General features: G+C 44.0%; 22 protein-coding genes. 10 read left to right on the top strand and 12 right to left on the bottom strand.

The window, feature by feature from the left end:
* Positions 1 to 25: 25 nt before the first annotated feature.
* From RTS09_RS08095 to RTS09_RS08065, 7 genes are all read right to left on the bottom strand, one after another.
* Entirely contained in the window at positions 26 to 1,534 is a 1,509-nt protein-coding gene (locus RTS09_RS08095) for a cation:proton antiporter (RefSeq protein ID WP_312535950.1), read from the bottom strand.
* Between the two features lie 170 nt (positions 1,535 to 1,704).
* Positions 1,705 to 3,372 carry a GAF domain-containing hybrid sensor histidine kinase/response regulator gene (locus RTS09_RS08090; protein WP_312535948.1) on the bottom strand — a complete coding sequence of 556 codons (1,668 nt, stop codon included), beginning with the start codon at positions 3,370 to 3,372 and terminating at the stop codon, positions 1,705 to 1,707.
* Between the two features lie 45 nt (positions 3,373 to 3,417).
* Entirely contained in the window at positions 3,418 to 4,218 is an 801-nt protein-coding gene (locus tag RTS09_RS08085) for a tRNA threonylcarbamoyladenosine dehydratase (RefSeq protein WP_472776884.1), read from the bottom strand.
* An 8-nt stretch (positions 4,219 to 4,226) separates the two neighbouring features.
* Positions 4,227 to 5,147 carry a TatD family hydrolase gene (locus RTS09_RS08080; protein ID WP_312535946.1) on the bottom strand — a complete coding sequence of 307 codons (921 nt, stop codon included), beginning with the start codon at positions 5,145 to 5,147 and terminating at the stop codon, positions 4,227 to 4,229.
* 136 nt (positions 5,148 to 5,283) lie between these two features.
* A complete protein-coding gene (locus tag RTS09_RS08075) occupies positions 5,284 to 5,469 on the bottom strand; it encodes a hypothetical protein (protein WP_312535944.1) in 186 nt (61 codons plus the stop codon).
* 169 nt (positions 5,470 to 5,638) lie between these two features.
* Complete coding sequence (locus RTS09_RS08070; RefSeq protein ID WP_284034548.1) at positions 5,639 to 5,890, bottom strand: hypothetical protein; 252 nt, start codon at positions 5,888 to 5,890, stop codon at positions 5,639 to 5,641.
* Between the two features lie 242 nt (positions 5,891 to 6,132).
* Positions 6,133 to 7,713: a peptide chain release factor 3 gene (locus RTS09_RS08065; protein ID WP_007115798.1), complete on the bottom strand. Its 1,581-nt coding sequence runs from the start codon at positions 7,711 to 7,713 to the stop codon at positions 6,133 to 6,135.
* Positions 7,714 to 8,000: 287 nt separating this feature from the next.
* Here RTS09_RS08065 and RTS09_RS08060 point away from each other — a divergent pair, with 287 nt between their 5' ends.
* The 3 genes from RTS09_RS08060 to RTS09_RS08050 all read left to right on the top strand — a co-directional run bounded on the left by RTS09_RS08060 (position 8,001) and on the right by RTS09_RS08050 (position 10,444).
* Positions 8,001 to 9,083 (top strand): AI-2E family transporter, encoded by a 1,083-nt coding sequence (locus RTS09_RS08060; RefSeq protein ID WP_227522668.1) that lies wholly within the window; start codon positions 8,001 to 8,003, stop codon positions 9,081 to 9,083.
* Positions 9,084 to 9,430: 347 nt separating this feature from the next.
* On the top strand, positions 9,431 to 9,919 hold the full coding sequence (locus RTS09_RS08055; protein WP_312535937.1) for an FKBP-type peptidyl-prolyl cis-trans isomerase: 489 nt from the start codon (positions 9,431 to 9,433) through the stop codon (positions 9,917 to 9,919).
* Positions 9,920 to 10,234: 315 nt separating this feature from the next.
* Positions 10,235 to 10,444, top strand: a complete 210-nt coding sequence (locus RTS09_RS08050; protein ID WP_099833435.1) for a CsbD family protein — start codon at positions 10,235 to 10,237, stop codon at positions 10,442 to 10,444.
* Between the two features lie 333 nt (positions 10,445 to 10,777).
* Here the strand turns inward: RTS09_RS08050 and RTS09_RS08045 are convergent, their stop codons facing one another.
* Together RTS09_RS08045 and RTS09_RS08040 are read right to left on the bottom strand one after the other, a co-directional pair.
* Positions 10,778 to 12,961, bottom strand: a complete 2,184-nt coding sequence (locus RTS09_RS08045) for a carboxy terminal-processing peptidase (protein ID WP_312535934.1) — start codon at positions 12,959 to 12,961, stop codon at positions 10,778 to 10,780.
* Between the two features lie 151 nt (positions 12,962 to 13,112).
* Positions 13,113 to 14,885: a proline--tRNA ligase gene (locus RTS09_RS08040; RefSeq protein WP_312535932.1), complete on the bottom strand. Its 1,773-nt coding sequence runs from the start codon at positions 14,883 to 14,885 to the stop codon at positions 13,113 to 13,115.
* 296 nt (positions 14,886 to 15,181) lie between these two features.
* Here RTS09_RS08040 and RTS09_RS08035 point away from each other — a divergent pair, with 296 nt between their 5' ends.
* The 4 genes from RTS09_RS08035 (at position 15,182) to RTS09_RS08020 (ending at position 21,031) form a co-directional block, all read left to right on the top strand.
* On the top strand, positions 15,182 to 15,886 hold the full coding sequence (locus tag RTS09_RS08035; RefSeq protein ID WP_312535930.1) for a DUF4230 domain-containing protein: 705 nt from the start codon (positions 15,182 to 15,184) through the stop codon (positions 15,884 to 15,886).
* 326 nt (positions 15,887 to 16,212) lie between these two features.
* Complete coding sequence (locus RTS09_RS08030) at positions 16,213 to 16,683, top strand: hypothetical protein (RefSeq protein ID WP_007115428.1); 471 nt, start codon at positions 16,213 to 16,215, stop codon at positions 16,681 to 16,683.
* Between the two features lie 873 nt (positions 16,684 to 17,556).
* Positions 17,557 to 19,962: a sensor histidine kinase gene (locus tag RTS09_RS08025; RefSeq protein WP_312535928.1), complete on the top strand. Its 2,406-nt coding sequence runs from the start codon at positions 17,557 to 17,559 to the stop codon at positions 19,960 to 19,962.
* A 139-nt stretch (positions 19,963 to 20,101) separates the two neighbouring features.
* Positions 20,102 to 21,031 carry a response regulator gene (locus RTS09_RS08020; RefSeq protein WP_312535925.1) on the top strand — a complete coding sequence of 310 codons (930 nt, stop codon included), beginning with the start codon at positions 20,102 to 20,104 and terminating at the stop codon, positions 21,029 to 21,031.
* Positions 21,032 to 21,167: 136 nt separating this feature from the next.
* On the opposite strand, the gene glyA is transcribed toward RTS09_RS08020, so the two are convergent.
* From glyA to RTS09_RS08005, 3 genes are all read right to left on the bottom strand, one after another.
* On the bottom strand, positions 21,168 to 22,427 hold the full coding sequence (glyA, locus tag RTS09_RS08015; RefSeq protein ID WP_065254133.1) for a serine hydroxymethyltransferase: 1,260 nt from the start codon (positions 22,425 to 22,427) through the stop codon (positions 21,168 to 21,170).
* A gap of 279 nt (positions 22,428 to 22,706) precedes the next feature.
* Positions 22,707 to 23,282, bottom strand: coding sequence for a chorismate--pyruvate lyase family protein (locus RTS09_RS08010; RefSeq protein ID WP_312535920.1), 576 nt, complete (start codon positions 23,280 to 23,282; stop codon positions 22,707 to 22,709).
* Positions 23,282 to 24,520 (bottom strand): GNAT family N-acetyltransferase, encoded by a 1,239-nt coding sequence (locus tag RTS09_RS08005; RefSeq protein WP_312535918.1) that lies wholly within the window; start codon positions 24,518 to 24,520, stop codon positions 23,282 to 23,284. The genes RTS09_RS08010 and RTS09_RS08005 overlap by 1 nt, the downstream gene beginning before the upstream one ends.
* 256 nt (positions 24,521 to 24,776) lie before the next feature.
* Between RTS09_RS08005 and RTS09_RS08000 the strand changes: the two genes are divergently transcribed.
* The 3 genes from RTS09_RS08000 (at position 24,777) to RTS09_RS07990 (ending at position 26,894) form a co-directional block, all read left to right on the top strand.
* Positions 24,777 to 25,484, top strand: coding sequence for a pseudouridine synthase (locus RTS09_RS08000; RefSeq protein ID WP_312535916.1), 708 nt, complete (start codon positions 24,777 to 24,779; stop codon positions 25,482 to 25,484).
* Between the two features lie 10 nt (positions 25,485 to 25,494).
* Entirely contained in the window at positions 25,495 to 26,202 is a 708-nt protein-coding gene (locus tag RTS09_RS07995; RefSeq protein WP_312535914.1) for a DUF1345 domain-containing protein, read from the top strand.
* Positions 26,203 to 26,393: 191 nt separating this feature from the next.
* Positions 26,394 to 26,894, top strand: coding sequence for a YfbM family protein (locus RTS09_RS07990; protein WP_312535911.1), 501 nt, complete (start codon positions 26,394 to 26,396; stop codon positions 26,892 to 26,894).
* Positions 26,895 to 26,945: the final 51 nt, after the last annotated feature.

The following is a 26,945-nucleotide window of genomic DNA, read 5'->3' as shown; positions in this document are numbered from 1 at the left end:
AGGTCTTTTTTTGTGGTAGTAACAGTTAAAAACCATTGGGATGGGCCAATTCATCATGCCCATCTTTATCAATCACTTTTGGCAGTGGCAATGCCATACCGACACTACTAGGCGTCTCTTGAATCACCACAGGCGGCGGCTGGTAACGGGTAATGACTTCATTGCCCTGCTCATCCTCGCTGAGCACATATTGGTAGCCTTTGCGATTAAAGCGTTTAACTAGCCTTTGATACCACCCTGCAAAACCTGTCGTGCGTTCGTTCGGGTTATAATAAAACGCATTCATCACCGCAGGTAGCCCAAGACCACATACCACGCCCGACATCAATACCACGATAAAGGTATAACCCACCAAAAAGCTGCTATAAGGCTGCAATTCAGGGACGTTAGAAACCGATAAAATCAACGCCAAAGAAATCGCCCCGCGTACCCCGCCCCACGATAAAATCGTCAAACTGCCGTTATAACTGGTTTTTCGGACATCAGACAACAGGCTAAAAGACGCAAAATTTGCCAAAAAACGGGATAAATGCAGACAAATAAATGCCACCACACCGCCCAAAATCAACGAGGTATTCAGCTCTAAAATAAATAGCTCCAGACCGATAAGGGTGAACAAAAATGAATTGATAATCCCCTCAATGGCGTGCCAAAAGTGATTCACATAGGTGATTTCACCTTCGTCTAAAATCTGGTGCCAACGGTTACCGACAATCAAACCACCGACCACACAAGCAATGGGCGCAGAAGCATGCGCATACAATGCCACCAAATACGATCCACACGCCAAAAATGCTGTGGTCAAAATCAGTGACTCCATCTCGTGTTTACCGCTTAAAATCCGCAGCGTCATCTGCCCAAAAAACCAACCAATAACCCCGGCGACCACGATTTCATACAACAACACTTCTACTGTCTTAACGATGCTAAAACCATCACCTTGCAGGCCATGCAAAATAGTCATAAATAGCGCAATACACACTGCATCATTGAACAGCGACTCACCTTCTAGCTTAATCATCAAATGGCGCGGCGCTTTGATAGAGCTAAGCACGCCTTTGATGCCAATCGGGTCAGTCGCGCCCAGTGCCGCACCCAGTAACAGCAATACCGCGAACGGAATACTTGCTCCTATAAGCCACTGAAAGCCAAACATAAGGCTTGCAAAAAACAGCGCACACAGTGCCAATGCGATACTTGCCAAAATCCCAATCGGTTTCCAATAGTTTTTGAGATCGGACACCTTAAACGTCAGCGCCGATGCCGTCAAAATAAAACAAATCACCCCATTGATTAAAAAATCGTAAAAATCAATATCACGCACCGCATTTTGGATACTGGTGATATTGATGGTAATAAACTCGTTGCCATTGAGCAGGCTTGCACTCCACTGCAAAATAAAAACCAGTACCGCGGACACAATGGGCACCCCAATGGCTTGTGGAAAGTCCAAAATCCGCTTGTTAAATAGCGTGGTAATGATGGACAAGGCACAAACCGCTGCCAAAATTTGTAAAAAAATAAAATTTCCCATAGGCGTTTTTTTAGCTCTTAATTCTATAAAACACTGTCACCAAAGCCATTTTTAGCCGTGACAAAGCAAAAATACTTCAACAAAAATAAAACCCTACCACAAACTGTGGTAGGGTTTTACCGTAAGCAATTGTTTGCGCAAATGCAAGCAAATTTTGTGATTAATATCTCTTAAACCGTGTTGGCGACATGATGCAGCCAGCGCTGAATCATCACATCAAGCACTTCAGGCTTATAGGGCTTGGTACAGTAATCTTGCATACCCGCATTAAGATATACTTCTTTGTCCCCATGCATGGCGTGTGCCGTCACTGCAATAATAGGCGGCAACTGATTGTACGACTGTTTGAGCATCTTGGTGGCTTCCACCCCATCCATGATGGGCATTTGATGATCCATCAAAATGATGTGATATTTGCTAGGGTCAGCTTTATAAAAATTGACGGCCTCTAACCCATCTTTGGCTCGGGTGACTTCATAGCCATATTTTTTTAGGCTTTTGACCGCGACCATAGCATTTAGCTCATTGTCTTCTGCTAGCAGAACATGGGCAGGTAGATGTTCTCGCGGTTGTATTGCGGTTTCATCATGACGTTGGTGCCACTGCTGATAGCTGATTTCATCGGTTGCTATCATTGGTAAAGTTAGGGTAAAGGTTGCGCCTTTATTTTTTTCACTGGTTACCTTAATCGTACCACCCATCCCTTCTGCCAGCGCTTTGCACACAGATAGCCCTAGCCCTGTACCACCATATACACGATGGGTAAACTTATCGGCTTGATTATACGCATCAAAAATCACCGCCAATGATTCAGGCTTGATGCCAACACCTGTATCAATCACATTGAATTTGATTTGGTGCTTATCACAGCCATTCATAGCTTGAATGGTCACTTTACCTTGTTTTGGGGTAAATTTGATGGCGTTATTGACTAGATTGATTAAAATCTGTCGCACCCGCACCGGATCGGTGTTGACATATTTGGGCAAGTTATCAGGGTAATCGAAGGTTAGTTCCACGCTGTTGTCTTTTGCAGTGGCTAAAAAGCATTGATACACGTCTTGGCATAGCTGTGCTAAATCAACGGGGATACTCTCAAAACGTATTTTACCTGATTCTACTTTGGATAAATCCAAAATGTCGTTGACGATGGTAAGCAGATGCTCATTCGATGTTTTAATCGATTTGATATAGTGTTGCTGCTGCGTATCAAGCGGTGTCTGCTCAAGCAATTCAAGTATGCCCATGATACCATTCATCGGCGTGCGAATTTCATGGCTCATATTAGCCAAAAATGCGGTCTTTACCTCATCAGCGCGCTCAGCTTGGTAACGCTGCTGCCGTAATTTTAAGGTATCACTCACCATCGCCGCCAAATCCGCTAGCACACGTTGTTGATTGGCATCAAAATCTTGATGCGGCTGGTCGTCAATCACACACAGCGCACCCAAAGCAAATTCCCTACCTTGACTATCGTGAACTACGATGGGGGCACCGGCATAAAACCGAATATAAGGGTAACCGGTGACCAAAGGATTGTTTTTAAATCGCGCATCTTGGTGAGTATCGAGCGTGACAAAGGTGTCATTTTGTGTAATGGTGTAATTGCAAAAAGCAACATCACGGCTGGTTGAGATTTCATTTATCCCAATTCTTGACTTAAAAAACTGGATATCAGCATCCAAAAAAGTAATAGCGACAATCTTAGTACCAAAAAATGCCTTGGCCAATGCGCTAATACGCTCAAATTCGGCTTCTGTATTTGTTTGGATAATATGGTACTCATCCAATACCGCTAGACGCTGTTTTTCATTGCTTGCTATAGGATATGATATCATCTCATTAACACCGTCCTACTACGTGATAAAAATTAAACGCTGAGGTTATTTTAACGCTTCAGCCACCAACATCATCCCCACCACTGAGGTCACTGCAACGGCCGATCCATAGCCGCCACAATGCAAACCACCTGCTTGACAGGACTTATCAACAATCGGCGGCTGTGATGAAAAAACACAACGAATGCCGAATTTCTCTTTCATCGCACGATTGATGCCATAATCTTGACGAAGTCGCTGTCTGACTTTAGCCAGTAGCGGATCTTGGTAAGTATCCTTAAGATCTGCCACTTGAATTTGGGTCGGATCCGTCTTGCCACCTGCCCCGCCCGCCATAATTAACTTTAATTTATTAAATCGGCAATGCAGGGCAAGCGCAAGCTTGGCATTCATATCATCAACACAGTCTAACACCACAAGCTGTTTACCTGACTGTTTAAGCTGTGATTGCAAAGCACGATTAGGCATTAACAATTGTACGTTATCTTTGCTCAAAAAATCGTCAATCAAATGTAATTTGATATGGGGATTGATTTCTTTGATACGTGCTGCCATGGCTTCAATTTTGCTTTTACCAAAATTGCTATCGGTAGCGGGTAATTGTCGATTGACATTGGAAGCTACTAGCACATCCATGTCAATTAATGTCATCTCGCCTACCCCAGTACGAGCCAGTCCCTCAGCTGCCCATGAGCCCACCCCGCCCACGCCCACCACATACGCATGCAGATTCTCAAACTTACTAAATTGCGCGGCGCCATACAGTTTTTGGGTGCCCGCAAAACGGCGTTCGTATTGGGCATCAGTTAATGTCATATCAGGCGTCATTTCGGCTGTCATTGTCATGGTTTATCTTAATCTTGGTCAAAGTTTATATTCAATTTGTTTGGGATAGGATACTCCCAGGTAACTTGTAGTGCAGCGCAGCTATTTTGCCACAACTGTTCGGCGAGTTGGGATTTGTGTTTGTTTAATAGGTCTGATAACGCTGTCAACACGTAAGGCAGATTGGCAGGTACATTGCGCCTACCGTGCGTCTCATGACAGGGTAGCGGCGTAAAGTCTGGGCAGTCCGTCTCAATCACAATAGCGTCAAGTCCGACGGTTTTGACAAGTTCTGTAAGGGTATGGCGCAGTTTTTTGGCATTCGGATTGGTCACTTGCCCGGTGATACCAATTTTAAAGCCCAGATTGACCAGCGCTTTGGCTTCTTGGATACCGCCACTAAAACTATGCGCAATCCCCCCCTGGGTGAATTTTTGTGCTTTTAACATCTTAATCACATCGCCATGCGCGCGGCGAATATGTAGCAGCGCTGGCAGTTGGTATTGTTTTGCCAATTCAAGTTGCTGACCAAAAAACTCTTGCTGGCGAGTATAGTTCTCCGCAGTTTTCATCGGCGCGGTAAAAGTATCAAGCCCGATTTCGCCAATCGCGATGGGTGAATGTTGCTGAATAAACTGCTCTAGCCGCTGCAAATCGCTGTCTTTATGCTCAGTGATATAAAAAGGATGCAACCCAAAGGCTAAATATGCCAAAGGTGTGGCTTTGCCTTGCTGCCCATAGCCTTGCATTTGCTGTTGGCACGCCACCATTTGTGCAAAATACTTTGCTAAAAAGCCTATCAAAACCAGATGACGAACGCCATTATCCCATGCCAATTGTGATTGCATTTCGCGGTCATGATCGAAGCTATCCACATCAAAATGGGTATGCGTATCAATTAATGGTAATGGTAATGGCAAATCAAACGAGCAAGTCGGATCATTTATCATAGTCATATCATTTCAAATACTGTGGTTTGACATTGCCGTTTAGCTCGCTGTAAGGCACCGTCAATTGCGGTGCAGCCCACGCACGTCATCTATTTATCCTTTATTTGTTATCTGCCCATAGCTTTACATAAAAACTTTAGCCATTGTTTAAGTTATGGTTATCCTGCTCAGTATTTTTATTGATAGGCGGCTCAAGTGTATGTTTGGCGGATAGACTTTTACGGCAATCGGCTACTTTATCAGCCTGTGGACTACTGCGTCTAGGTAGCAACAATAAAGCTGTCGCAGCAACCCCTAGTTTAATCACCCTCGATATGCTCATACCTTTCCTTCCCCTGCCTTAGTTTTTAAACCTTAGCTTTTAACAGTATTGCCATAAAAAAACCCATCAGTCGATACCCGTTTAATGGTGGACTAATGGGCTGTTTTCAAATGCCGTTATGTATATCGCTGTTATATAACAACGTAATTTGATAAGTATTCGATAATTATTAGAATTTTTTACCCAATACTTTAGCCGCTAGCTCTTTACCCATGGTAAAAGCTGTAGTCTTGGCAGGTTTCGTGCCATTTGAATTTGCCGCAGCACTGTCAGCAGGCTCATTGTCAACCGGTGCTGGATTATTTGCTTTGTTTTCAATGGTTGGCTGGGTTTTGTTACGACCTTTTAACATATAGTAAGCGGCACCAAGTACGCCAAGTTTAATTAAGTTTGATTTGTTTACACCATTAGGAAATTGCATAGTATCCTCACTTTTGTTGTAGTTGTTAAAATTTTAAATTATTTAAATTAGTAGTTATCGCTAATGCGTTTATTGTAGCCAAAATTTAAGCGGTTTACTAAAGTAATTAGGTTACCAATATTTATTGTTTGCCATCATTAGGTTATCGTTTGGTAAATTGGGTAAAATCCTTTTAAGGTTAAAAAAAAGCTGACAGGGTTTGTCAGCTTTTCTGCAGTTATCACGATGAATGTCTCAATGTATCAATGCTCACGGGTAGCGCTAAAGGTAATTTCTGGATAACGTTCTTCCATCAATTTAAGATTGACCCGGCTTGGGGCAAGATAGGTCAAATACCCACCACCGTCGACCGATAACTGGTCGTGGGCTTTTTTCTTAAACTTCTCAAACGCCACTTTATCATCACAATGCACCCAGCGCACCGTCGCAATCGACACAGGCTCAAAGGTACATTGCACTTTATATTCCTCAAGCAGGCGATGCGCGACCACTTCAAATTGTAGCACCCCTACCGCGCCCAAAATCAAATCATTGTTGATTTGCGGCATAAATACTTGGGTGGCGCCTTCTTCTGATAGCTGCTGTAGGCCTTTTTGCAGTTGTTTGGATTTTAGTGGGTCTTTGAGTACCACACGGCGAAACAATTCTGGCGCAAAGTGGGGAATGCCTGTGAAGTTTAAAGTTTCGCCTTCGGTAAAGCTATCGCCAATTTGGATGGTGCCGTGATTATGTAAGCCAATGATATCGCCCGAATACGCTTCTTCCAGCGCTTCGCGGTCACCTGCCAAAAATGTCAAGGCATCTGAAATGCGTACTTCTTTGCCCAAGCGCACATGTTTCATTTTCATGCCTTTTTCGTACTTGCCTGAACACACCCGCATAAAGGCAATACGGTCACGGTGTTTTGGGTCCATGTTGGCTTGGATTTTAAAGACAAAGCCGGAGAATTTTTCTTCATCGGCTTTGACGGTGCGTTCAACGGTGTCATGGTCTTTAGGGGCTGGGGCGTATTGGGTCAGTACATCAAGCACCATGTTAATCCCAAAGTTACCCAACGCAGTGCCGAACAGCACAGGCGTTTGTTTACCGGTCAAAAATTCATCGACATCCCAATCTTCATGTGCCATTTTTGCAAGCTCTAGGCTTTCTTCAAATTCACGGAAGGCAATTTCACCGATTCTCTCGCGGACATCTGGATAGTCATAGCCATCACGGCTCTCAATCTCGACAATCTCAGTACCATGACCTTTTTGATAAAAGTAAGTTTTATCTTCGCTGATGTTATACACCCCAACAAAATGCTGACCTGTACCAATCGGCCACGTCATCGGCACACATTGGATTTTGAGGACGTTTTCAATTTCATCAAGCAGTGATAACGGGTCACGGATTTCGCGGTCAAGCTTGTTGACAAATGAGATAATCGGCGTGTCACGCATCCGACATACTTCCATCAGCTTGATGGTTCGCTCTTCAACCCCTTTTGCCCCATCAATCACCATCAGTGCGCTGTCCACCGCGGTTAAGGTACGATAGGTATCTTCTGAAAAGTCGGCGTGACCTGGGGTGTCTAGCAGATTGACCATGTTGTCGGCATAGGGAAACTGCATCACAGAAGTGGTAATCGAGATACCACGCTCTTGCTCCATGCTCATCCAGTCAGATGTCGCGTGTTTGTCGGTTTTGCGTGATTTGACTTCACCTGCGCGCTGAATTGCTTGCCCCCACAGCAGTAATTTTTCGGTCATGGTGGTTTTACCGGCATCGGGGTGCGAGATAATAGCAAAAGTGCGGCGTTTGGCGATTTCAGAATGTAGTGACATAGTATTTGACTTAAAAGTAGCGAGGCTTGATAACCGATAAAAGAAAGAATAAAAAAGATGGCTTATTGTAGCCGATTTTACGTTTGATTGCGATTTTCACCGGTTATTATTGCGCATCACGCGCGCGATTTTGACAAAATTTTGTCATAAATCTAATACTTTAATCAGTAAAATTGTGTTAGTTTTATCTCATCTTTTTTTACCGACTTATGATATCCGCTATGACCCTTGAATCAGCTTCAACAAAACCCTTACGACCTAGCTCACCTCAACTTATCGAGCCTGTAATGACGGATTCTGTTGTACCGACGATGCCAACCTCTCGGTCAAATTTACCTGATTTAAAAACCTTCTTTTTTGCCATCAGTAGTGTGATTATTGTTTGGCTGCCTGTACTGGTTTTAAAGCTTGGCATGGTGATGTTCTCGGGGCTGATTGTCTATGCGCTGACACGCGGCATCGCCAATTGGATACGGCGTCATGTGGTGGCACCCAAGCCGCAATTTTCAGAACGTATCAAGCTAGACCAACGCGCCGAAGGGATTGCTATCTTCTTGTTGGTATTACTCACCAGTATCGGTATTTATTTGTTTGGTGATTGGGTGGCAGAAAAAGCCAGCGTCGAGCGATTTAACAGCCTGCTTGCTCAGGTTATGCTGGTGATTGACCAACTGCATCGTTTATTGCCCGATTCTGTGTCACAGCATTTGCCTGAATCGGTCAGTTCCATCAAACGTATTTTTGCCCAAACTATCAAAGACTATGCGCCACAGTTGCAGGTTGCAGGTATTCACACGCTCAAAGGGTTTGGCTATGCTATCATTGGTGCGGTGATTGGTGGCATTATTGCCATACAAGTCCCTGCCCATGCGCATTTACATACTAAACCCCTAACGCGTCACTTTCGTCAAAAATTTGATGAGCTGATGGCAGGTTTTACCGATGTATTTTTTGCCCAAGTCAAAATCTCATCAATTAACACGATTCTCACCGCTATTTATTTATTGGGTATTTTACCTTTGGTAGGTCATCCCCTGCCCATGGCATGGACTGTGGTGCTTATTACTTTTATCGCAGGTTTGCTGCCTGTGATTGGGAATTTAATCTCAAATACCATTATTGTGTCACTCAGTCTGACCCATGGACTCATCGTTAGTATTTCATCATTACTGTGGCTAGTGACCATTCACAAACTTGAGTATTTTTTAAATGCGCAGATTATTGGTAGCAAAATCCGATCGACCGCCTGGGAGCTTTTGCTATTTATGTTGGTATTAGAAGCCACCTTTGGACTGGCAGGCTTGTTAGCTGCGCCGATTATTTACGCCCAAATCAAACGCATTTTGGCAGATAGGGGCTGGATTATATAAACGCCCCTACTGGCTACAGGACTCATTAATAAATAATTTGCCCAATAAATTGAATTTTTAAATCTTATCGCCATTAATAACAGAACACGGCTTTATTGTTACAGTGTTGTATGGTTGAATGATTAAAAATGTGTTTTAAAGTCTATAACTGCCAAACTTTTAATGATTGATGTTACAATTTACATTAATATTTTTTGGCGTATTTTGAGGTTTAACCAAAAATTGAAAGATTTTCACGGATATTGTAGTGAAAAATCCTAGCAATTTTAATTTCTAGCAATTTTTAATTTATTGTGCCAAAAAAGCGATTTGCCAATCCATTCATTGATTCATAAGGAATTTTAGCGATGTCTACTATCAATAATAACAACGTTGTACATTTTCATTACACTTTAAAAGACGACGAAGGTAACGTCATTGACCAATCACCAGAAGGTCAACCTTTAGCGTATTTACATGGCTACCAAAACATTATTCCAGGTCTTGAATCACAATTAGCGGGCAAATCAGTGGGTGACAAATTTACTGCAAGCATTGAACCTGTAGACGCTTATGGCGAATTCGATGACGCGGCAGTACAAGAAGTTCCACGCGAAAATTTCCAAGGTGTCGAAGATATCCAACCAGGTATGCAGTTCCAATCACAAACTGAAGACGGTCATGTGATGTTAGTCACTGTAAAAGATGTACAAGATGACAAAGTGATTGTTGATGCTAACCATCCCTTAGCAGGCAAAAAACTTCATTTTGATGTGGAAGTGGCAAGCATTCGTGATGCATCAGATGAAGAATTGCAACACGGTCATGTACACGGTGCAGGCGGTCATCACCACTAAGTTATCATTAAAGCTTAGAAAGATTAAATGGAAGGCTATATTTATAGCCTTCTTTTTTTGTGCAAAATTCTAGGTTGTCTATGCTGTAAAGTTATTGTCTGCCGTGTAAGAAAAGCTTGATATTATTTACAAAATCATTGATTTAGTTACGTTTTTTGATGCTTTACTATAGTTTCTACCACATACTGTGCGCTAGATTTTGGCATACTAGTCATATACCCAATAGCCAATAACGAATAAGCAATAACGATTTATCATTGGGTATATATTTTTAATGATAAATAATCAAACTAAGTACAACAAAGGATACTACTCATGAATGAGAATACAATTAAAGGTCAATGGGAACAAGTTAAAGGCGCTGTGAAAGAAACTTGGGGTGACTTAACTGATGATGAAATCACCCAAGTCGCAGGTAGCCGCCAAAAGCTATCAGGTAAAATTCAAGAGCGTTATGGTCGTACCCAAGACGTTGTAGAAAAAGAAATCGACGATTGGTCAACTCGTCACGACTATCGCTTTTAGTCTAAACTAGACTAACACTCCCTCCAAAGTAAAAAAGCCATATCCTCTGATATGGCTTTTTTACCTGCTATCCTAGCATCACTGACCTCATCCTTAAGGTCCTTACTAACTGGTAGTGAATTTCTTGACTCATCCTAAGTCTCACTCCACGTGTTTATCAAGCATCATTTCTTAATACTACGATAAACCATTCCCTTATTGGCAATTCTGTCCTTATCTCAATCCTTGAGAATCATCCCTGTGCCGTTGAATGTATTATTACAAAATTTACCATTCGGTAACAGTCGTACAAACGTCAATGCATGTAAGCTTTTGCTTACACGCATTTTGGCATTAGGGGCGCTGGTTGTTGGCTGCCTGTGCATCAAGCATGACATTAGCCGCTTCAATCACAAATGCTTCACTTTCAGGCAGCTTTGGACGTTCGGCTTGTTTTAGACGGCTACGGACTTCTAACTCTGCATCTTGTGCAGCTTGGTACGCTGTCCACGTGCTATAGGGGCTCTCCCCATTGGCTTGGCGTCTCGCATTTTCTGCCGCCAACATTTTTGCCTCAATGTTTTTGCGGAAAGTACGGCGGTCATTGATGTCTAATTTGACAGGTTTCTTATCATCTTCCTCATTACGGATTCTGTTGAGTTGGCTTAGATAAGCAAACTGGGCATTGGCTGCTTGACGCTGCTGTGACAAGGCATTGAGCGATTGCAAGGTCTCACGGGAATAGTTACCCGCAGGTTGGTACGGCGCGGCACGAATGGTATCCCACGCTAGTGGGTTTTTCATGCTACGTTCACCAAACTCCATGCCTTCATAGATATTGACTAAGCGCACATCGGGCACCACGCCTTTATTTTGGGTACTGCCGCCAGTGATACGGTAGAACTTGCGCTGGGTTAACGTTGCTGACCCTAAGGCAAGGTTATCAAGCTGAATTTGCGCTGAGCCTTTACCTGTGGTCGTGCTACCGACAATCAGACCGCGACCATAATCTTGAATCGCTGCCGCAAAAATCTCGCTAGCTGACGCTGAGCCTTGGTTAATGAGTACGGTCATCGGGCCTGTATACAGCTGCTTACCTTTGTCTTCGTCTTCATACACTTGGATGTTGCCGCGGTTATCACGAATTTGTACCAGCGGACCTGACTTGACAAACAAGCCAATCATTTTGGCGACTTCATCGAGTGAGCCACCGGGGTCATCACGCAGGTCCACCACTAAGCCATCGATATTTTGCTGGTTTAAGGCTTTTAACGCGTTTTCCGTATCAATGCTGACACTACGATAGTCTTCTCCCGCACGGCGGGCTTTATAGTTGAGATAAAAACTTGGGATTTCTAGCACACCGATTTTTTTGGCTTGTCCGTTTTTATCTTTGATACTAATCACCCGATGATTGACGCCCGATTCTTCTTGCTGAATCACATCACGTATGAGGGTGACATTACGCGCGCTACTGTCTGGGGTGTTAGGCGCTTTGACGCGCACAGTGACGGATGAACCTTTTTTACCGCGAATGAGGTTCACCACTTCACGTGTCGAATAACCCACGGTATCGACCATGCCTTTATCTTCAGTGGATACGCCGATGATTAAGTCATTGGGTTTGATTTGACCCGAACGAGCGGCAGGCCCGCCATCAACTAGGCTGATGATACGGGTGTAGTCAGGATTCTTGCGATCGGGCTGAATCGAGACACCGATACCGACCAATTCAAGGGTCGATTGGATTTGCATCTCATTAGCTTGCACGGGGGCAAAATAATTACTGTGCGGGTCATAGGCTGCCATCGCTGCATTTAACAGGGTTTCAACGATTTGGTCGCTATCGATACGCTGTAGCTGCGCATATTGGCGCTTTAAACGCTGGTCTAGCACTTGGCTTGGTGAGCGCGTTTCGTTTTTGACTAAATCACTGGCGTTGTATTTATCAGCATTTTCTTGCAAAAACTTGTCTTTGTTTTTGTCTTCATCTTGATTGATGGTCATACCAATCAGCTGGTAGGTCAGCTGTTTGCGCCAAAAATCGCGTTGCTCGGCAACGGTTTTAAAACGTGGCAATTTTTCACGGTTCATAATGACCGTTTCATTGCTCTGTAAGTTCACAGGGGATTTTAACAAGCTATCGGCAAAGGTGTAATACGCTTTTGAGCGTTCAATAAAACGCTGATAAATTTCAAAACCCGCTTTTAAATCACCGCGTTTGAGATAATCGGCGAAACTATTGCCATATTTTTGGGTAAATTCATCAATATCCGACTGCAAAAACACGCTATGGTTGGGGTCAAGCGCATCAAAATAGTCGCCTAAAATTTGCCTGCCCGTTGCAGCATCCATTTTTTTATCTAGATAATGGCTACGATCCAACAACGCTGCGACTTGCCGAGTCACCTGCCGCTGCTCGTTATTGATCTGTCCGACGCTCGTCGATGCTGCAATGGCGGTTTGGTAACTTTGTCCCAGGATCGCCCCACCCATCAACAGGGCAAATACACTGGCGGTAAGTTGTTTGTATTGCATGACTTTCCTTACTCTATTTAATGAAGCGATAAACAGAAAAAACTGACAGCCCATCTTAGCACTGTCAGTTTTTCCACACCATACAAAACGTGTAAATGTTCGACTCAAATCATCCATCAAACCTAATCGTTTGTAGCGGTAAGTTGCTCTGTTAGCCAATCAATTGATTGTCTTTAAACAGTTGGTTTAATTGCGCAGCAGTGAGCAATTGTTTTTCACCATCTTGGCGATTGACATATTCGTATTTCACCTCGCCTGTTTCACTGATATTTTTCTCTGAGATAACAATACGATGAGGAATGCCGATGAGCTCTAAATCGGCGAATTTTACCCCCGCACGCTCGTCTCGGTCATCAAGCAGCACATCAACACCTTGGGCTTTTAGCTCTGTGTAAAGCGCTTCGGCAAGTAGCATTGCTTTGTCCCCTTTCGCTGGGTCTAGAGCATCTTTCATTTTGCCTTTAATCATCGGCACAATCGCCACAGTGAATGGCGCAAGGCTCTCACCTGTGCTACTGGTTTTCCAAATGATACCATTGTCATCGTGATTTTGTTCAATTGCGGCGGCGACGATACGGGTAACCCCGATACCATAACAGCCCATCATAGTAATGACAGGTTTGCCCTGCTCGCCCATCACCGCACAGTTTAATGCTTTGGCGTACTTGTCACCCAATTGGAAGATATGACCAACTTCGATACCGCGGCGGATTTGTAAAGTACCTTGTCCATCTGGGCTTGGGTCGCCTTCTACCACGTTGCGAATATCGGCAATTTCGGTAATGGACGCATCACGCTCCCAGTTGACGCCCGTGGTATGAAAATCTGGCTTGTTGGCACCGCTAACAAAATCTGATAACACCGCAGCAGCACGATCTACAATCACTGGCATGTTCAAATCAAATACCCCGATAAACCCTTTGTGCAGGCCCGCCGCTTGCATCGCCTCTTCGCTCGCCATGGTGAGTGGGGCTTTGACTTGCGCCAATTTTTCGGCTTTGATTTCATTTAGGGTATGATCGCCCCGTAACACTAACGCGACTAAGGTGCTTTTACCTTCTGCGGTAGGTTCGCCTTCGACGATTAAAGTTTTGACCGTCTGTGACAATGGCAAGCCTAAATGCTGAGCCACTTGCTCACAGGTTGGCATATTGGGCGTGCTGACATCGGCTTTGTCCTGCGTTGGGGTAGCACGTTCACCGACCGCCACCGCTTCAGCAAGCTCGATATTGGCCGCATAATCTGAGCTATCTGAAAATACGATATCGTCTTCACCACTGCCAGCGAGGACTTGAAACTCATGCGACGCAAATCCACCAATCGAGCCAGTATCGGCTTGCACCGCACGAAAGTCTAACCCAAGACGGGTAAAGATATTATGATAAGCGCGGTACATATCATCATAGGTGCGCTGTAGTGAGGGCTGGTCGATATGAAATGAATAGGCATCTTTCATGATAAATTCACGCGAACGCATGACCCCAAAGCGTGGGCGAATTTCATCACGAAATTTGGTTTGTACTTGGTAGTAGCTCACAGGGAGCTGTTTATAGCTTTTTAGCAAGTTACGCGCGATATCGGTTATCACTTCTTCATGCGTTGGGCCTAACACAAAGTCGCGTTGGTGACGGTCTTTAAACCGCAGCAGTTCAGGGCCATAAGCTTCCCAACGACCTGATTCTTGCCAAAGCTCGGCAGATTGCACCACAGGCATGAGCAGCTCTTGGCAGTTGATGGCATCCATCTCTTCACGGATGATTTTTTTAACTTTTTGTAAGGTTTTTAGACCCATCGGTAGCCACGTGTAGAGACCCGACGCAGATTTACGAATCATCCCTGCACGGAGCATTAATTGGCTGGAGATGATATCGGCATCACTTGGGGTTTCTTTTAACGTTGCAAAAGTAAATTGACTGGCTCGCATGGCACACCTTGTTTGTACGGCTTGAAATAAGAAAAAAACGAGAATGGATAGACTATTTGGTAAACCGATTATCTTATTTTATGCCACTGGGTGGTGCAATAGTTTTTTTAATTTTTGCCAAGTCGATGCCGTATTTTTGGACTTAGCTTTTTTAATTTTAGCATTTTTGGACATTATGACAATAATTATGACAATTTGGTCATACCCATTGGCTATTTAAACCCGACACATTGAAATTATGGCAAGTCATAACCATACAAAATAGTATCCACTATTAAACGATTAGGAATGGATACATGACCCAACTCCCCACTTCATCTTCCACGCCATCGTCTCAGGCAAAACCGACTACAAACTTGCCAGAACCGCCCGCATCGGGCAACAAAAAGCCGGTTTCTTTTTGGGTGAGTTTATTTTTACTGGCTGTGATTGCGGTGGCAGGTTGGCTATTTTTGCAATGGCAACAAGCAAATACGCCTAAAAAAGTTGAGGTATTAACCCGCGAAGGCGTGGTCACTAAGATTCAAAGTCTCAATCGACTACAAACTGTGGCCTATAATGTCGATACCGTTATCACCAGCCAAAAAGAAGGCAATTGGTACGCCCTGTGGCAAGATGAGCAAAAGGGGCTGTTTGTCGCTCATGGACGGGTGACCGCGGGCATTGACTTAAATCAATTAAAACCCACTGATGTACAAGTGACCCCAGATGGTAGCCATGTCAGTATCACCTTGCCCGCTGCGCAGATTTTGGATAGTTATTTAGATAACATTGAAGTGTATGATATTCAAACAGGGGTATTTGGCATGGTGCAAGCCGACCCACAAATATTTAACCAAGCCCAAGTGGCTGGCAAAGACCAAGTGCTGACTTCCGCTTGCCGCTCTGGCATTCTACAAACTGCCAACGATAATGCCCAAAAGCAAGTGCAATCGCTATTTGCACTGGCAAATGTACAAGTCACTGTGAAAGTCACCGCGCCCACTAACAGTTGCCGTTAAACCAATTTTTTGCGCCTAAATAAGATTAATTTAAGGATAAAACCGATTTTGAGTTTTGTATTGTTTTTTTGCCCTGTCAGAATTGGTATGAAAGGCATAAATAATAGATATGTAACCTACCTTAATCATAGGAATGTTGCTAAAATCTCAACTTTATAGCCCGCTAGTTTTAGACGACATGTATTTGCTACATCATCAAAAATTGTAATCATCATAGCCAGTTAACGTATCCCTAACCCAGGTTTACGATAATTTATTGCAGGGATGCTTGATGGCGTTTTAGTCGTGTAAAAGATCAATTCGCTAGCTGTTGGAGAGTTTACTGGATGAATGTCACGTCTGCCTCAGATCGTCTAAAAAAAGTGATGCGGATTGCTTTGGTTGGTATCAAGCCTGGCGACCAAGTGATGCTAAAAGGCTATCTACGCCTCTTGCTTAGACTCGAAGCAGACCTTGAATGGGTATCAGCGAACAATCAGCAAATTGATTTATTCATGGTCAATCATGATTTGCGTCATGCTGAAAGTGTTCAAAAGTTAATTAGTAGCAAACACAATACGGCAACTATTTATACCGCTCGTAGTGAGACGGAAAGCGGCTATTTATCGCAAGATTTATTGGTGTTACCCATCAAAGATTTAGCGCCATTGAGCGAGTGGTTGTTTTCACAATTGCCGTTCTTGTCTGGTATACCTGTTGACAATATGCCATCCGCTGCCGCTAAACTCACCGCTGATGCCGTTGACGCTTATCAATCAGCGACAGACAATACATTAACACTAGCGCTTAGTCTTTAATGCGCCTGCTCGAGTTGGCAATCCATCATCTGGTGTTGCCCAGTCTACGCAATTTTTAGCTGTTACCATCAGTGATACCCCAATGCCCCTAACCCACTTGCCAAATCTAGTCAGTCGGTGAATTGGCGCTAGAGGGCGGCATTAATATTGGCTATATGGCACACCTGGGCAGGAACGCTTTAGCTTTATTTGGCCGATGTTATCGCAAAGCGATGGGCATTTTTAAAACTGTTACGCTAGTAACTATTTGGATACAAATATGAATGATTAGTTGTTTCAAATGGACAGCCGTATTAAGCCCAGTGAGCTATTTATTGTGCTATCCAATGAAGAATTGCACGAATTAATCCATACCATAAGTGGCTATGAATAAAGCAGCTAATCGTTTGACAGAGCACGATAAAGCATCTCATTAATGTAGCGTTAGTTTACACGGTAACCATTCACCATTAACTATTAGCCATGGAAAAGCGCTCAACAGCATTCAGGGCTTTTTTCATGTCCATCCTATCACACCATCCTATCACACAATGAATTCGTAACATTTTCTGCATTTCATCCGACTTTTTATACAACTTAAGTTTAATAATTTAGCAAAATGTGATTTAAAAATTGCTATGGATTGCCCCATTACCTTTCATCGGTATAATTCATCATTTTGTCATATAACCTGACTACACTACCGTCACCGACGGACGATGGTGCAATCGATTTTCTCAACAGGATAACGCAATTTGAGAAATTAAGATAAACCATCGTTTTTATTTTGCGTTAACGGCGGCTTTAAGAGTTTGTAAGCTTTTTTACTTGGGCTAAGCGATGCAACGGGTCATTTAATTAGCCAATCAATTTGCCAACAGATAAGTGACAATGATGAATTTTTCCAACCTTACCACACGCTTGTTATGCGTATTATTGCTGGTTTTTTTGGTGTTTTTGGCGATGGTGTATTGGATCATTGACCAGCAAGCCAAGCCTGAAGTCGCCAAACTGACCTCTCAGACTATCATTGAAACTGGCAATGAGGCGGTGAATGGTATTTTGTCGCGTGTGAGTCAAATTGATGGCATGGCAGTGACAGCCAGTCGTATGACTGGCAGTTTGCCCAAAAATGCCGATATCATCAACACCAGTGTTGGCAATTTAATGGCAAATATGGATAAAGGCATTGTCGGCGGCGGTATATGGTATGACCCTTTGATGTACAAACCTAACGTCGATGAAGCCGCGTTTGTTTGGCAACGGGATATGCAAGGTGTCATGCAGTCTGCGAGCCACTATCAAACCATCAATCCTGGCTATCAAGCACCAGCCAAACTTACCACAAATCGGGTGGACAGCCAGAAAACCCAACCACAGCTTGCCATGCCCTATTACCGTGACTGGTGGTATGTGCCTGCTGTGTATGCCAATCATGACCACTGTGTGTGGAGCCGTGCTTATATTCACCCGACCACCAAACAGCCCGTCATGACCTGCGCCAAGGCGATTTTTAATGCGCAAAACAATGGCTTTGAAGGGGTGGTGAGTTTTGATGTGCTGCTCGGCCGTATGCAGTCTATGGTCAAAGAATGGCAGCGCAAAACAGGCGGTTATGTGTTTTTGGTCGATATGAACAACAACTTTTTGACTTTCCCCAATGAAGCCCAAGTCAAACAAGTGACTGCTAGTAACCCGCAAGGCGAGATGATTGATGTCAATAGTTTTGCCAAGAAAAACCCTGATTTTGCCCCCATTGCCAAAAGCTTAGACAACATCAATGACAACATCATCAAGCAAGCGCAAAAAATAGACGGTGGTAAATTTGATTTTACCGCCAATACGCTAGTGAGTAGTACCAACCTACAAAAAATCTCTCCCTCAGAGGCACGCATCATTTCAGCCATGCTAATGACCCAAAGCGGGCAAAATGAAAATCTCAACGCCACCCATTTTGTCGAACAAGTCAGCTTAGACAACGATTTATTGCTCAAAACCCCTTCCACAGCGTTTATTTTTGCCATGCCGATGACCAATTGGAAAATGGTCATCGTCAAACCCAATCAAGAACTGATGTTATTTGCCAATCAGCTAGGTAAACAGTTGCAATGGTATATGCTATTGGGTTTCTTACCGGTACTGCTATTAAGTGGTTATATTTTCCACCGTATTTTGGCGGTACCGCTGCACCAAGTCGCTCGTAACGTCCGTGAAATCGGTCAGTTGATTGCACAAAAAAAATATCTGTCACTGCGTGAGCACAAATTGCCACCGGCAAACATTCAAGAAATTGGCGTGATTACTGACTCGATGAACCAGCTGGTTGATCGGGTGGTCGAGAACGAAGGCGCATTAGCAAAAGTCAATGAACGCTTAGAGCAGCAAGTGGTGGAGCGTACCGAAAACTTACACCAAGCATTAAAAGATTTAAAAGCCTCTCAAGTGCAGTTAGTACAATCAGAGAAAATGGCAACCATCGGTCAAATGGTCGCAGGTGTTGCCCATGAAGTGAACACGCCATTGGGCTATGTGGGTAGTAATTTAGAGTTGATTGATGAAAATATCGTACGTTATGACGAACTGATTGACCATACCCAGCAGCTCAAACAACTGATGCAAGCGTCGCCGACTGATACAGCAACCATCAATCAAACGATTGAACAAACCATTGCTTGCAGTGATGAATTGGTCGCCGATGCGGTGAGTGATGATTTGCATGGATTGGTGGATGATGCCAAATTTGGGGTTAGCCAAATCTCAGAATTGGTCGTCAATTTACGTGATTTTTCTCGCATCGACCAAGCCAAAATCAAAGCCGTCGATATCAACGACTGTATCAAAAACTCCCTAGTTATTGCCCGTAACAATATCAAGCATTTAGAGGTGATAACTGAGTTAAATGCTATCGAACCGGTTAGTTGTAACCCATCCCAGATTAACCAAGTGCTGCTAAATCTATTTAATAACGCAGCACAAGCGATGGGGCAAACTCAGCACCCTACATTACACATTACTAGCACAGAAGATGCCGCTAATGTGTATATCAGCGTGGCGGACAACGGTACTGGGATGAGCGCTGAGACCCAAGCCAAGATTTTTGAACCCTTCTTTACCACCAAAGCGGCAGGCGAAGGTACGGGACTGGGTCTTGCCATTTCGACCCAAATCATGCAGCAGCATAACGGCGATATTCATGTGCAATCACAACTTGGCGAAGGCACGACATTTACCATCAGATTGCCCAAAACAGCGATTAGCAGCGAGCAATCACCCAAGCTTTTAATCGCAGAAGAAAGCTAATACTAATGCTAATGTTAGATAACCAATAACCGATGGCTGACAGGCAATCTGCTCAGCCATACACGAGCCACACTTGATTGTGGTCAACCTTAATTGTAGTCAACCTTGATTTTAGTCAACATACCTAAGTGACATGACCATGATAACGACCGTTACCAAACCTAAAATTGCCTTTATCGATGATGAAGACCGCATTCTACGCAGCCTAAAAATGCATTTTCGCGCCACCCATGATGTGTTTACCACTACCGAGCCCGATGAGCTACTAAGCTATGTGCAAAATAACGAGGTCCAAGTGGTGATTAGCGACCAACGCATGCCAAAAAAACTGGGTGTCGAAGTACTAAAAGAGGTCAAAGACGTATCACCCCATACTATCCGCATCTTATTGACCGGCTATGCAGACTTAACTGCAGTAATTGATTCCATCAACGAAGGGGAGATTTTTCGCTATATCACCAAACCTTGGCAGACGGATGAACTTAAAAGTATCGTCAATCAAGCCACCCAAATCGCTCTGCAAACCAAAGATGTATTCAAAGATAATCTGCATGTCGCTCAGCCAACCATCGCCAAACGCAAAGTGTTGGTGATCGATGACAGTGAGATGGTATATTTACAGATGCAGCAAAAATTCACCCAGTTTGAAACGCACTGGGCAAATTCATTAGAAAAAGCGATTGAGCTACTAGAAAACGACCGTTTTGGCGTGGCAATCACCGATGTGTCCTTGGGTGGCGAGAATATTTCACCCGTAATCTATGCATTAAAACAAAGCTTTCCAGATTTAGCGGTATTGGTACTCACCTCACTCAACGATAGCCACACCTTAATCGACTTGATCAATAAAGGGCAAGTGTATCGCTACCTACCGCGCCCCAGTAATTTGTTGTTACTCGAAATCAGTATTCAGCGCGCTTATGATTATCACCAAACCTTAGTCAATCAACCAAAATTACAAGCGCGACATGTCGTTGATGCGGTCACTGATGTTGAAACGCGTAGTTTTGGTAATAAAGTCAAAAAATTCTTATCACGCTTTGGTATTGGTAAATCGCGCTTTGCCTAGCTTAAAATCTAGTGCATAAGATAACAGGTTCAAAGCGTCGCATTTGAGCCGTCTCAATCAATAAATGTTAGCCATAAAAAAACCGCCTAGAGTCACGACTTAGGCGGTTTTTTGAGCGGTTTTTAATAGCCGATGATTAAGCTGTTTGCTCGTACACTGGGTGTTTGGCGCAAATTGCTTGGACTTTTTCACGCACTTCGCCGATAACTTTTTCATCACCGCGGCTATCGAGCACATCACAAATCCAGCCAGCCAATTCTCTTACTTCCGCTTCACCAAACCCACGGGTAGTGACTGCGGGCGTACCAATACGCACCCCAGACGTTACAAACGGTGATTTAGGGTCATTTGGTACCGCGTTTTTGTTGACGGTGATGTGGGCATCGCCCAACCATTTATCCGCTTCTTTACCGGTGATTTCTTGTTTGATTAAGCTAATCAGCATTAAGTGATTTTCTGTGCCGCCCGAGACGATATCATAACCACGCGACATGATGACATCTGCCATGGCTTTGGCGTTTTTAACCACTTGTTGTTGGTAGGCTTTGAAATCTTCGCTTAACGCTTCTTTAAAACACACAGCTTTACCCGCAATCGCGTGCATTAATGGACCACCTTGGTTTCCAGGGAACACGGCAGAGTTGAGTTTTTTCTCAATCTCTGGGTTGGCTTTTGCCAAGATTAAGCCTGAACGTGGACCGCGTAGGGTTTTGTGGGTAGTGGTGGTAGTAACGTCAGCGATTTGCACAGGGCTTGGATAAACACCTGCAGCAACCAGTCCTGCTACATGTGCCATGTCGACCATCAAGTATGCGCCAACGCTGTCTGCGATGTCACGGAATTTTTGCCAATCAACCACTTGGCTATAAGCAGAAAAACCCGCGATAATCATTTTGGGTTGGTGCTCTTTGGCTAGGCGTTCGACTTCATCATAGTCGATGATGCCCGTTTCTTTATTTAAGCCATATTGTACGGCTTTATAGTTGATACCAGAGAAGTTCACATGTGCACCATGCGTCAAGTGACCGCCATCGGCAAGGCTCATGCCAAGTACCGTGTCACCCGCTTTTAATAAGGCTAAAAATACCGCGCTGTTGGCTTGGCTACCCGCGTGTGGCTGAACGTTGGCATAGTCTGCGCCAAACAATTCTTTGGCACGGTCAATCGCTAATTGCTCAACCACGTCAACATACTCACAGCCACCGTAATAACGTTTGCCTGGATAACCTTCGGCATATTTATTGGTCAATTGGCTACCTTGCGCTTCCATCACCGCTGGTGAACAGTAGTTTTCTGAAGCAATCAGTTCAATATGGTCTTCTTGACGTTTGGCTTCATTGTCCATCGCTTGGGCAAGTTCAGCGTCAAACTGGTGAATAGTGACATTTTTAAACATGGCAATTTCCTTTTAAGTGAGTCAAAAAATGGGCGGATAAAACCGAAAATATGGCTTAGTTTAGCATGGTTTGGTTTTTTTTAGTGAATAATCCAGCCATTTGACTGAATTTGTCCTATTACTTGTCTTCGGCTACTGACCTGACTGATATTGGTTTGAAAAACTCATTAATACAACGCGCCATCCAAAAAATTTTCATAAAAAAAGACAGTTACCCTAACTGTCTTTTTTTGGCTAACTATTTAAATACTAGCGCACAGCAACCAGTGGTTTTTGTACTTATCCTTCTCCTTTGTCAGTGCTGACATGAATCATGCCGTTTTCTTCTTCACCCATAAGGCTATTTTCAAACGCAGGTAAAAAGGTTTCACTAATCAAAAAATTTCTGCCCTGCCATTGGTAAAGGGTGGTGCGTCGCCAGCCTTGCGCTGTCACATCAATCCAGCGATTGGTCATCACTGCGCCATGCCGACGAAACAGTATATAGCCAATCGGTGTTGTGCCCAGATTCGCCAGTTTTCGCGCATTACCAATGAGACTGGCAAACGGAAATACGGACCGCGCCATCACCCACGCATCTTGATTAGGCTTGCCAAATAATAAGGCTTCGCGCACCCATGCCGATTGGCTCACACCAAGCGGTAACTGCAATTGGCGCTTTTCGCTCAGGGACAAGGTTTGCCGTCCTTCAAACGTCGGCTGTACGATGAGTCTATGCTGAGATAAGGCTTCAAATTTGGCGGTAAGCGACCCTGTTGACGTCAGCCAAGGGATAAGTTTCGGCGGTATCTGCTGTTTGTGTGCCACGCTCAAATGCGCGCCAGCCAGGTTTAGGTTTAGACCAATATTTATCATTATTTTTTCAAAAACTCATTATCGGTTATTGTGCCTTGCGCGGCACCGTCACCAAAAAATTGGCTTTTATAGGTGTCATTAAAAGGTAACGCGGTCATCGCATCGGCTTGGTACGCCAATATAGCGTGCTGTTCGTCTTGGCAAAATTGGGCAATGGCAGGGGCAAACACCTTGTCGTAGACACGGTGTAGCGAATGGGTCAACACTGGATAAAAGCCGCGAATCAACTTGTGCTCCCCTTGGGTACCAGGGTCAAAGTAGTGAAGGCCATGCTTGATAGCAAACTCAATGCCTTGGTAATAACACAGCTCAAAATGTAAACAATCATACTCTTCTAGGCAGCCCCAATAGCGACCATATAACGTGCTGATAGTGGCATCGTCATCGAAAAAAAACAAACTACAAGCCACGATATCACCGTGCGCGTTATGCGCTTGAGCGAGCATCAGCTTGTCTGCCATAGTCTGCCCAAGCTGCTTAAAAAATGCTAAATTCAAATACGGCTGCCGCCCTCTGACCAGATAGGTCATGGCATAGCATTGATAAAAAACTGCCCAATCCGCCTCGGTGATATCGTCACCGATTTTAACCTGACAACTTAGATTTTGTTTGAGCACCTTTTGGCGTTCCACTTTAATTGATTTGCGTTTTTTGGCAGTTAATGTTGCCAAAAACTCATCAAAATTGGCGAATTTTTTATCCTGTAGATTGCGATTTTGCCATAAAAACTGACAGCTTAGCCGCTCGCAAATATTGGGCATATTGTGCAACGCTTGGACATCTTTTGGGGAGAAAAACAGTCCGTGCCAAGTGGATGCTTGATAGCGGCTTGCCAATTCATCAATCGCTTGTAGTAAGGTCTGATACAGTGGCGCGGTTAATGACTTGCCTTGTGCCACCCAAATCCGCTCGCCGGTGACGGGGGTAAAGGGGACGCTTGTCACCAATCTTGGATAATAATTTCTACCATAGCGCTCAAAGGCTTCTGCCCAGCTAAAATCAAACACATATTCGCCTTGGTGATGCTTTTTGATAAACACGGGCATCACGGCAATCAGTTGAGCACTGTCATCTACAATCTGCACATACTGCACCCACCAATCGCTGCGCTCACCAATCAGCTTTGCATCTATCAGCGCTTGCCAAAAATCAAAGTGCATAAAGGGCGTATCAGGCGTCTGCCACTGTGTCTGTGAGCGCCAGTCAAACTCAGTGGTAAATTGATAGTGATAGGACATATGTTAGTATTATTGTAGTTTTATGAATGGATTATTATACCTTGTTTTTAGCCAAAAATACGGGCTTATCCTTTTACGCAATCTGGCACAATTTGGCACAATTTTGCAAAATATGTATGGCGTTGGGCGGTATGGTTTATAACGGTGACTTTGTTGCAATAGCCAATTTGCAATAGCCAAGATTAGCGTTTACACTGGGTAACTTATCTGCTTGATGCGCTTTAAGCTTTTTTTCACTCACTTGTCACCCTCTACCATGCCGACACTGATTTTATTTAACAAACCTTATGGCGTACTCAGCCAATTTCGCAGCGATGATAATAACAACTTTGCGACGCTCAGCGATTATTTTAGCGACAAAAGCCTACGCGTGGCGGGGCGATTAGATGCCACTTCCGAAGGATTGCTACTGCTAACCGCTGATGGACAAGTCAATAAAGCCTTGACCCATCCACCCAAAGCCAATGCAGGCAAACAACAAGGCAAAACCTACTGGATACAGGTGGAAGGCGATGCAAGCGATGCCCAGTTACAACAACTACAAACAGGGGTGCCACTCAAAGACGGTATCACCTTACCTGCCGAAGTTGTACGGCTAAGCGAAACACAAATTGCCGAGCATATTTGGCAAGCGCCGGACAAGATTGCCAAACGCAAAGTCACCACGTGGCTCGCCATTACTATTTTTGAAGGTAAAAATCGTCAAGTACGTCGCATGGCGGCCCATGTGGGACTGCCTTGTCTTCGGCTGATTCGCATGGCATCGAGTGGCTTTAGCTTGGGAAATTTAGAGGTTGGCGCATCCACACAAATACCGCTATCACCTGCCGATTTAAAGCGACTGGGTGTCCAACCTTTATCCGCGGCAACGACAACGCCACAATCGCGCAAAAAACCTCGCCTGTTAACGCCTAAATCGCCACAATCAAAGCACCCCACAAGCCGACGACGTAGGCAGCCATAAGGAAACAGCCATGATTGGTTACATCTATCGTTTTTTTCAAAGCCGCCCTCGTCTACTGTTAGGATTTGCCACGATGTTGGTGGTGTATTTTGGACTATCAGCGCTAGTTGGTCTATTACCCAAAGATTGGACGTTGGCGGTAGCCTACGATAAATTAAAGTTTGTGACGCAATTTTTGCTGGCTTGGAATATCGGGCTTTGGGTGTATTTACTGGCTATTTTTCGGATGATGTATAAAGCCGATCAACATGCAATTTTGGATAAAGCCCATGCTGAAGACGAAGGCACGGTGTTAATGCTGATTTTGGTTTTTGTCACAGCCATTGTCAGTATGCTCGCGATTGTCGTAGAGTTGGGCGCGAGCAAGGACGCCAAAGGCGCTTTGATGCTGTTTCATATCGCGCTCACCGCCATGACGATTTTGACGGCCTGGCTGTTTATTCATACCATGTTTGCTATTCATTACACCCACGAGTATTTCTTGCTTAAAGAAGAAAAAAACGCAGAAATGCTAGATTTTCCTAACGATGATGACCCTGCCTACTGGGATTTTTTATATTTTTCCTACATCATTGGTACATCTGGTCAAACAGCGGATGTCGCCTTCAACACCCAGCAAAGTCGGATCATCGGTACCATCCATTGTGTGTTATCATTTTTCTTTAATACCGCAATTTTAGCCTCATTAATCAATATGTCAGCGGGTCTAATCGGTTAAATAAGTCTGCTAAATAAATCAGTCCAATAAGTCAGCTAAATGAGTCGGTCAATTCAAGTGAATACATCGTCAAAATCGCTTGCTGTATGAGGTATACTATCTTCGCTTGTGGTCCTCGTCTTAACATAAAGTGATAGGACTGTCATATCCCACTACGCTAATATCTCGCTACTTTATAACTAGGAAATTGTATGATCGCACAATATTTGATGGTCGATAACGCCCTGCTCGAGCAACTGCAAAATGCCACTGATACAGCGCGAACGGCGTTACTTGAAAGTATGAGTGAGCAGCCTCAAGCACAATTGGTAGATTTGGGCAAACTGTGGGACATCATCCATTTTGTGTTAACCAAACACAGCGCCACCCAACCTGTACCCGATGAGCCTGTCAGCGAGTTTGTGGTGGGTGTAGAAACCTTTAGCGACAATGAAGATGCCGATTTCATTGCTTTTATCCCGTGGGCACATATTGTCGAAATCGTTGATGCACTAGAACCAATTAACTTTAAAAAACGCTTAGAAAAAGTCTCGATGAAGTCACTACGTGAGCAGGCTATTTTTCCACCCAATATTTGGCAAGATAAAAAGGAAAACTTGGATAAAGAATTGCTGGCTTCATATAATGAGTTATTGGGGTTTTATAATGACGCCTTAGACAATGGCAATAACATTGTGGTGAGTATTTTTTGACTTCCTCCCCTCCCTAAAGTGAGGGGATTCCTTCTACAAGACGGTTAAGCC

The sequence above is a fragment of the Moraxella sp. CTOTU47618 genome, from assembly GCF_032017425.1.
GTDB lineage: Bacteria > Pseudomonadota > Gammaproteobacteria > Pseudomonadales > Moraxellaceae > Faucicola > Faucicola tetraodonis.
The sequence above is the reverse complement of the archived record's forward strand: the minus strand, read 5'-3'. Positions and strand labels throughout refer to the sequence as shown.

What these genes read in the sequence shown, in the direction of transcription:
- RTS09_RS08030 (WP_007115428.1), top strand. Translation starts at nt 16,213, where the DNA reads ATGAATGTCACGTCTGCCTCAGATCGTCTAAAAAAAGTGATGCGGATT.
- RTS09_RS08000 (WP_312535916.1), top strand. Translation starts at nt 24,777, where the DNA reads ATGCCGACACTGATTTTATTTAACAAACCTTATGGCGTACTCAGCCAA.
- RTS09_RS08075 (WP_312535944.1), bottom strand. Translation starts at nt 5,469, where the DNA reads ATGAGCATATCGAGGGTGATTAAACTAGGGGTTGCTGCGACAGCTTTA.
- RTS09_RS08085 (WP_472776884.1), bottom strand. Translation starts at nt 4,218, where the DNA reads ATGACAATGACAGCCGAAATGACGCCTGATATGACATTAACTGATGCC.
- RTS09_RS08090 (WP_312535948.1), bottom strand. Translation starts at nt 3,372, where the DNA reads ATGATATCATATCCTATAGCAAGCAATGAAAAACAGCGTCTAGCGGTA.
- RTS09_RS08025 (WP_312535928.1), top strand. Translation starts at nt 17,557, where the DNA reads ATGAATTTTTCCAACCTTACCACACGCTTGTTATGCGTATTATTGCTG.
- RTS09_RS08045 (WP_312535934.1), bottom strand. Translation starts at nt 12,961, where the DNA reads ATGCAATACAAACAACTTACCGCCAGTGTATTTGCCCTGTTGATGGGT.
- RTS09_RS07990 (WP_312535911.1), top strand. Translation starts at nt 26,394, where the DNA reads ATGATCGCACAATATTTGATGGTCGATAACGCCCTGCTCGAGCAACTG.
- RTS09_RS08010 (WP_312535920.1), bottom strand. Translation starts at nt 23,282, where the DNA reads ATGATAAATATTGGTCTAAACCTAAACCTGGCTGGCGCGCATTTGAGC.
- RTS09_RS07995 (WP_312535914.1), top strand. Translation starts at nt 25,495, where the DNA reads ATGATTGGTTACATCTATCGTTTTTTTCAAAGCCGCCCTCGTCTACTG.
- RTS09_RS08065 (WP_007115798.1), bottom strand. Translation starts at nt 7,713, where the DNA reads ATGTCACTACATTCTGAAATCGCCAAACGCCGCACTTTTGCTATTATC.
- RTS09_RS08035 (WP_312535930.1), top strand. Translation starts at nt 15,182, where the DNA reads ATGACCCAACTCCCCACTTCATCTTCCACGCCATCGTCTCAGGCAAAA.
- RTS09_RS08005 (WP_312535918.1), bottom strand. Translation starts at nt 24,520, where the DNA reads ATGTCCTATCACTATCAATTTACCACTGAGTTTGACTGGCGCTCACAG.
- RTS09_RS08060 (WP_227522668.1), top strand. Translation starts at nt 8,001, where the DNA reads ATGACGGATTCTGTTGTACCGACGATGCCAACCTCTCGGTCAAATTTA.
- RTS09_RS08050 (WP_099833435.1), top strand. Translation starts at nt 10,235, where the DNA reads ATGAATGAGAATACAATTAAAGGTCAATGGGAACAAGTTAAAGGCGCT.
- RTS09_RS08020 (WP_312535925.1), top strand. Translation starts at nt 20,102, where the DNA reads ATGATAACGACCGTTACCAAACCTAAAATTGCCTTTATCGATGATGAA.
- RTS09_RS08055 (WP_312535937.1), top strand. Translation starts at nt 9,431, where the DNA reads ATGTCTACTATCAATAATAACAACGTTGTACATTTTCATTACACTTTA.
- RTS09_RS08070 (WP_284034548.1), bottom strand. Translation starts at nt 5,890, where the DNA reads ATGCAATTTCCTAATGGTGTAAACAAATCAAACTTAATTAAACTTGGC.
- RTS09_RS08040 (WP_312535932.1), bottom strand. Translation starts at nt 14,885, where the DNA reads ATGCGAGCCAGTCAATTTACTTTTGCAACGTTAAAAGAAACCCCAAGT.
- glyA (WP_065254133.1), bottom strand. Translation starts at nt 22,427, where the DNA reads ATGTTTAAAAATGTCACTATTCACCAGTTTGACGCTGAACTTGCCCAA.
- RTS09_RS08080 (WP_312535946.1), bottom strand. Translation starts at nt 5,147, where the DNA reads ATGATAAATGATCCGACTTGCTCGTTTGATTTGCCATTACCATTACCA.
- RTS09_RS08095 (WP_312535950.1), bottom strand. Translation starts at nt 1,534, where the DNA reads ATGGGAAATTTTATTTTTTTACAAATTTTGGCAGCGGTTTGTGCCTTG.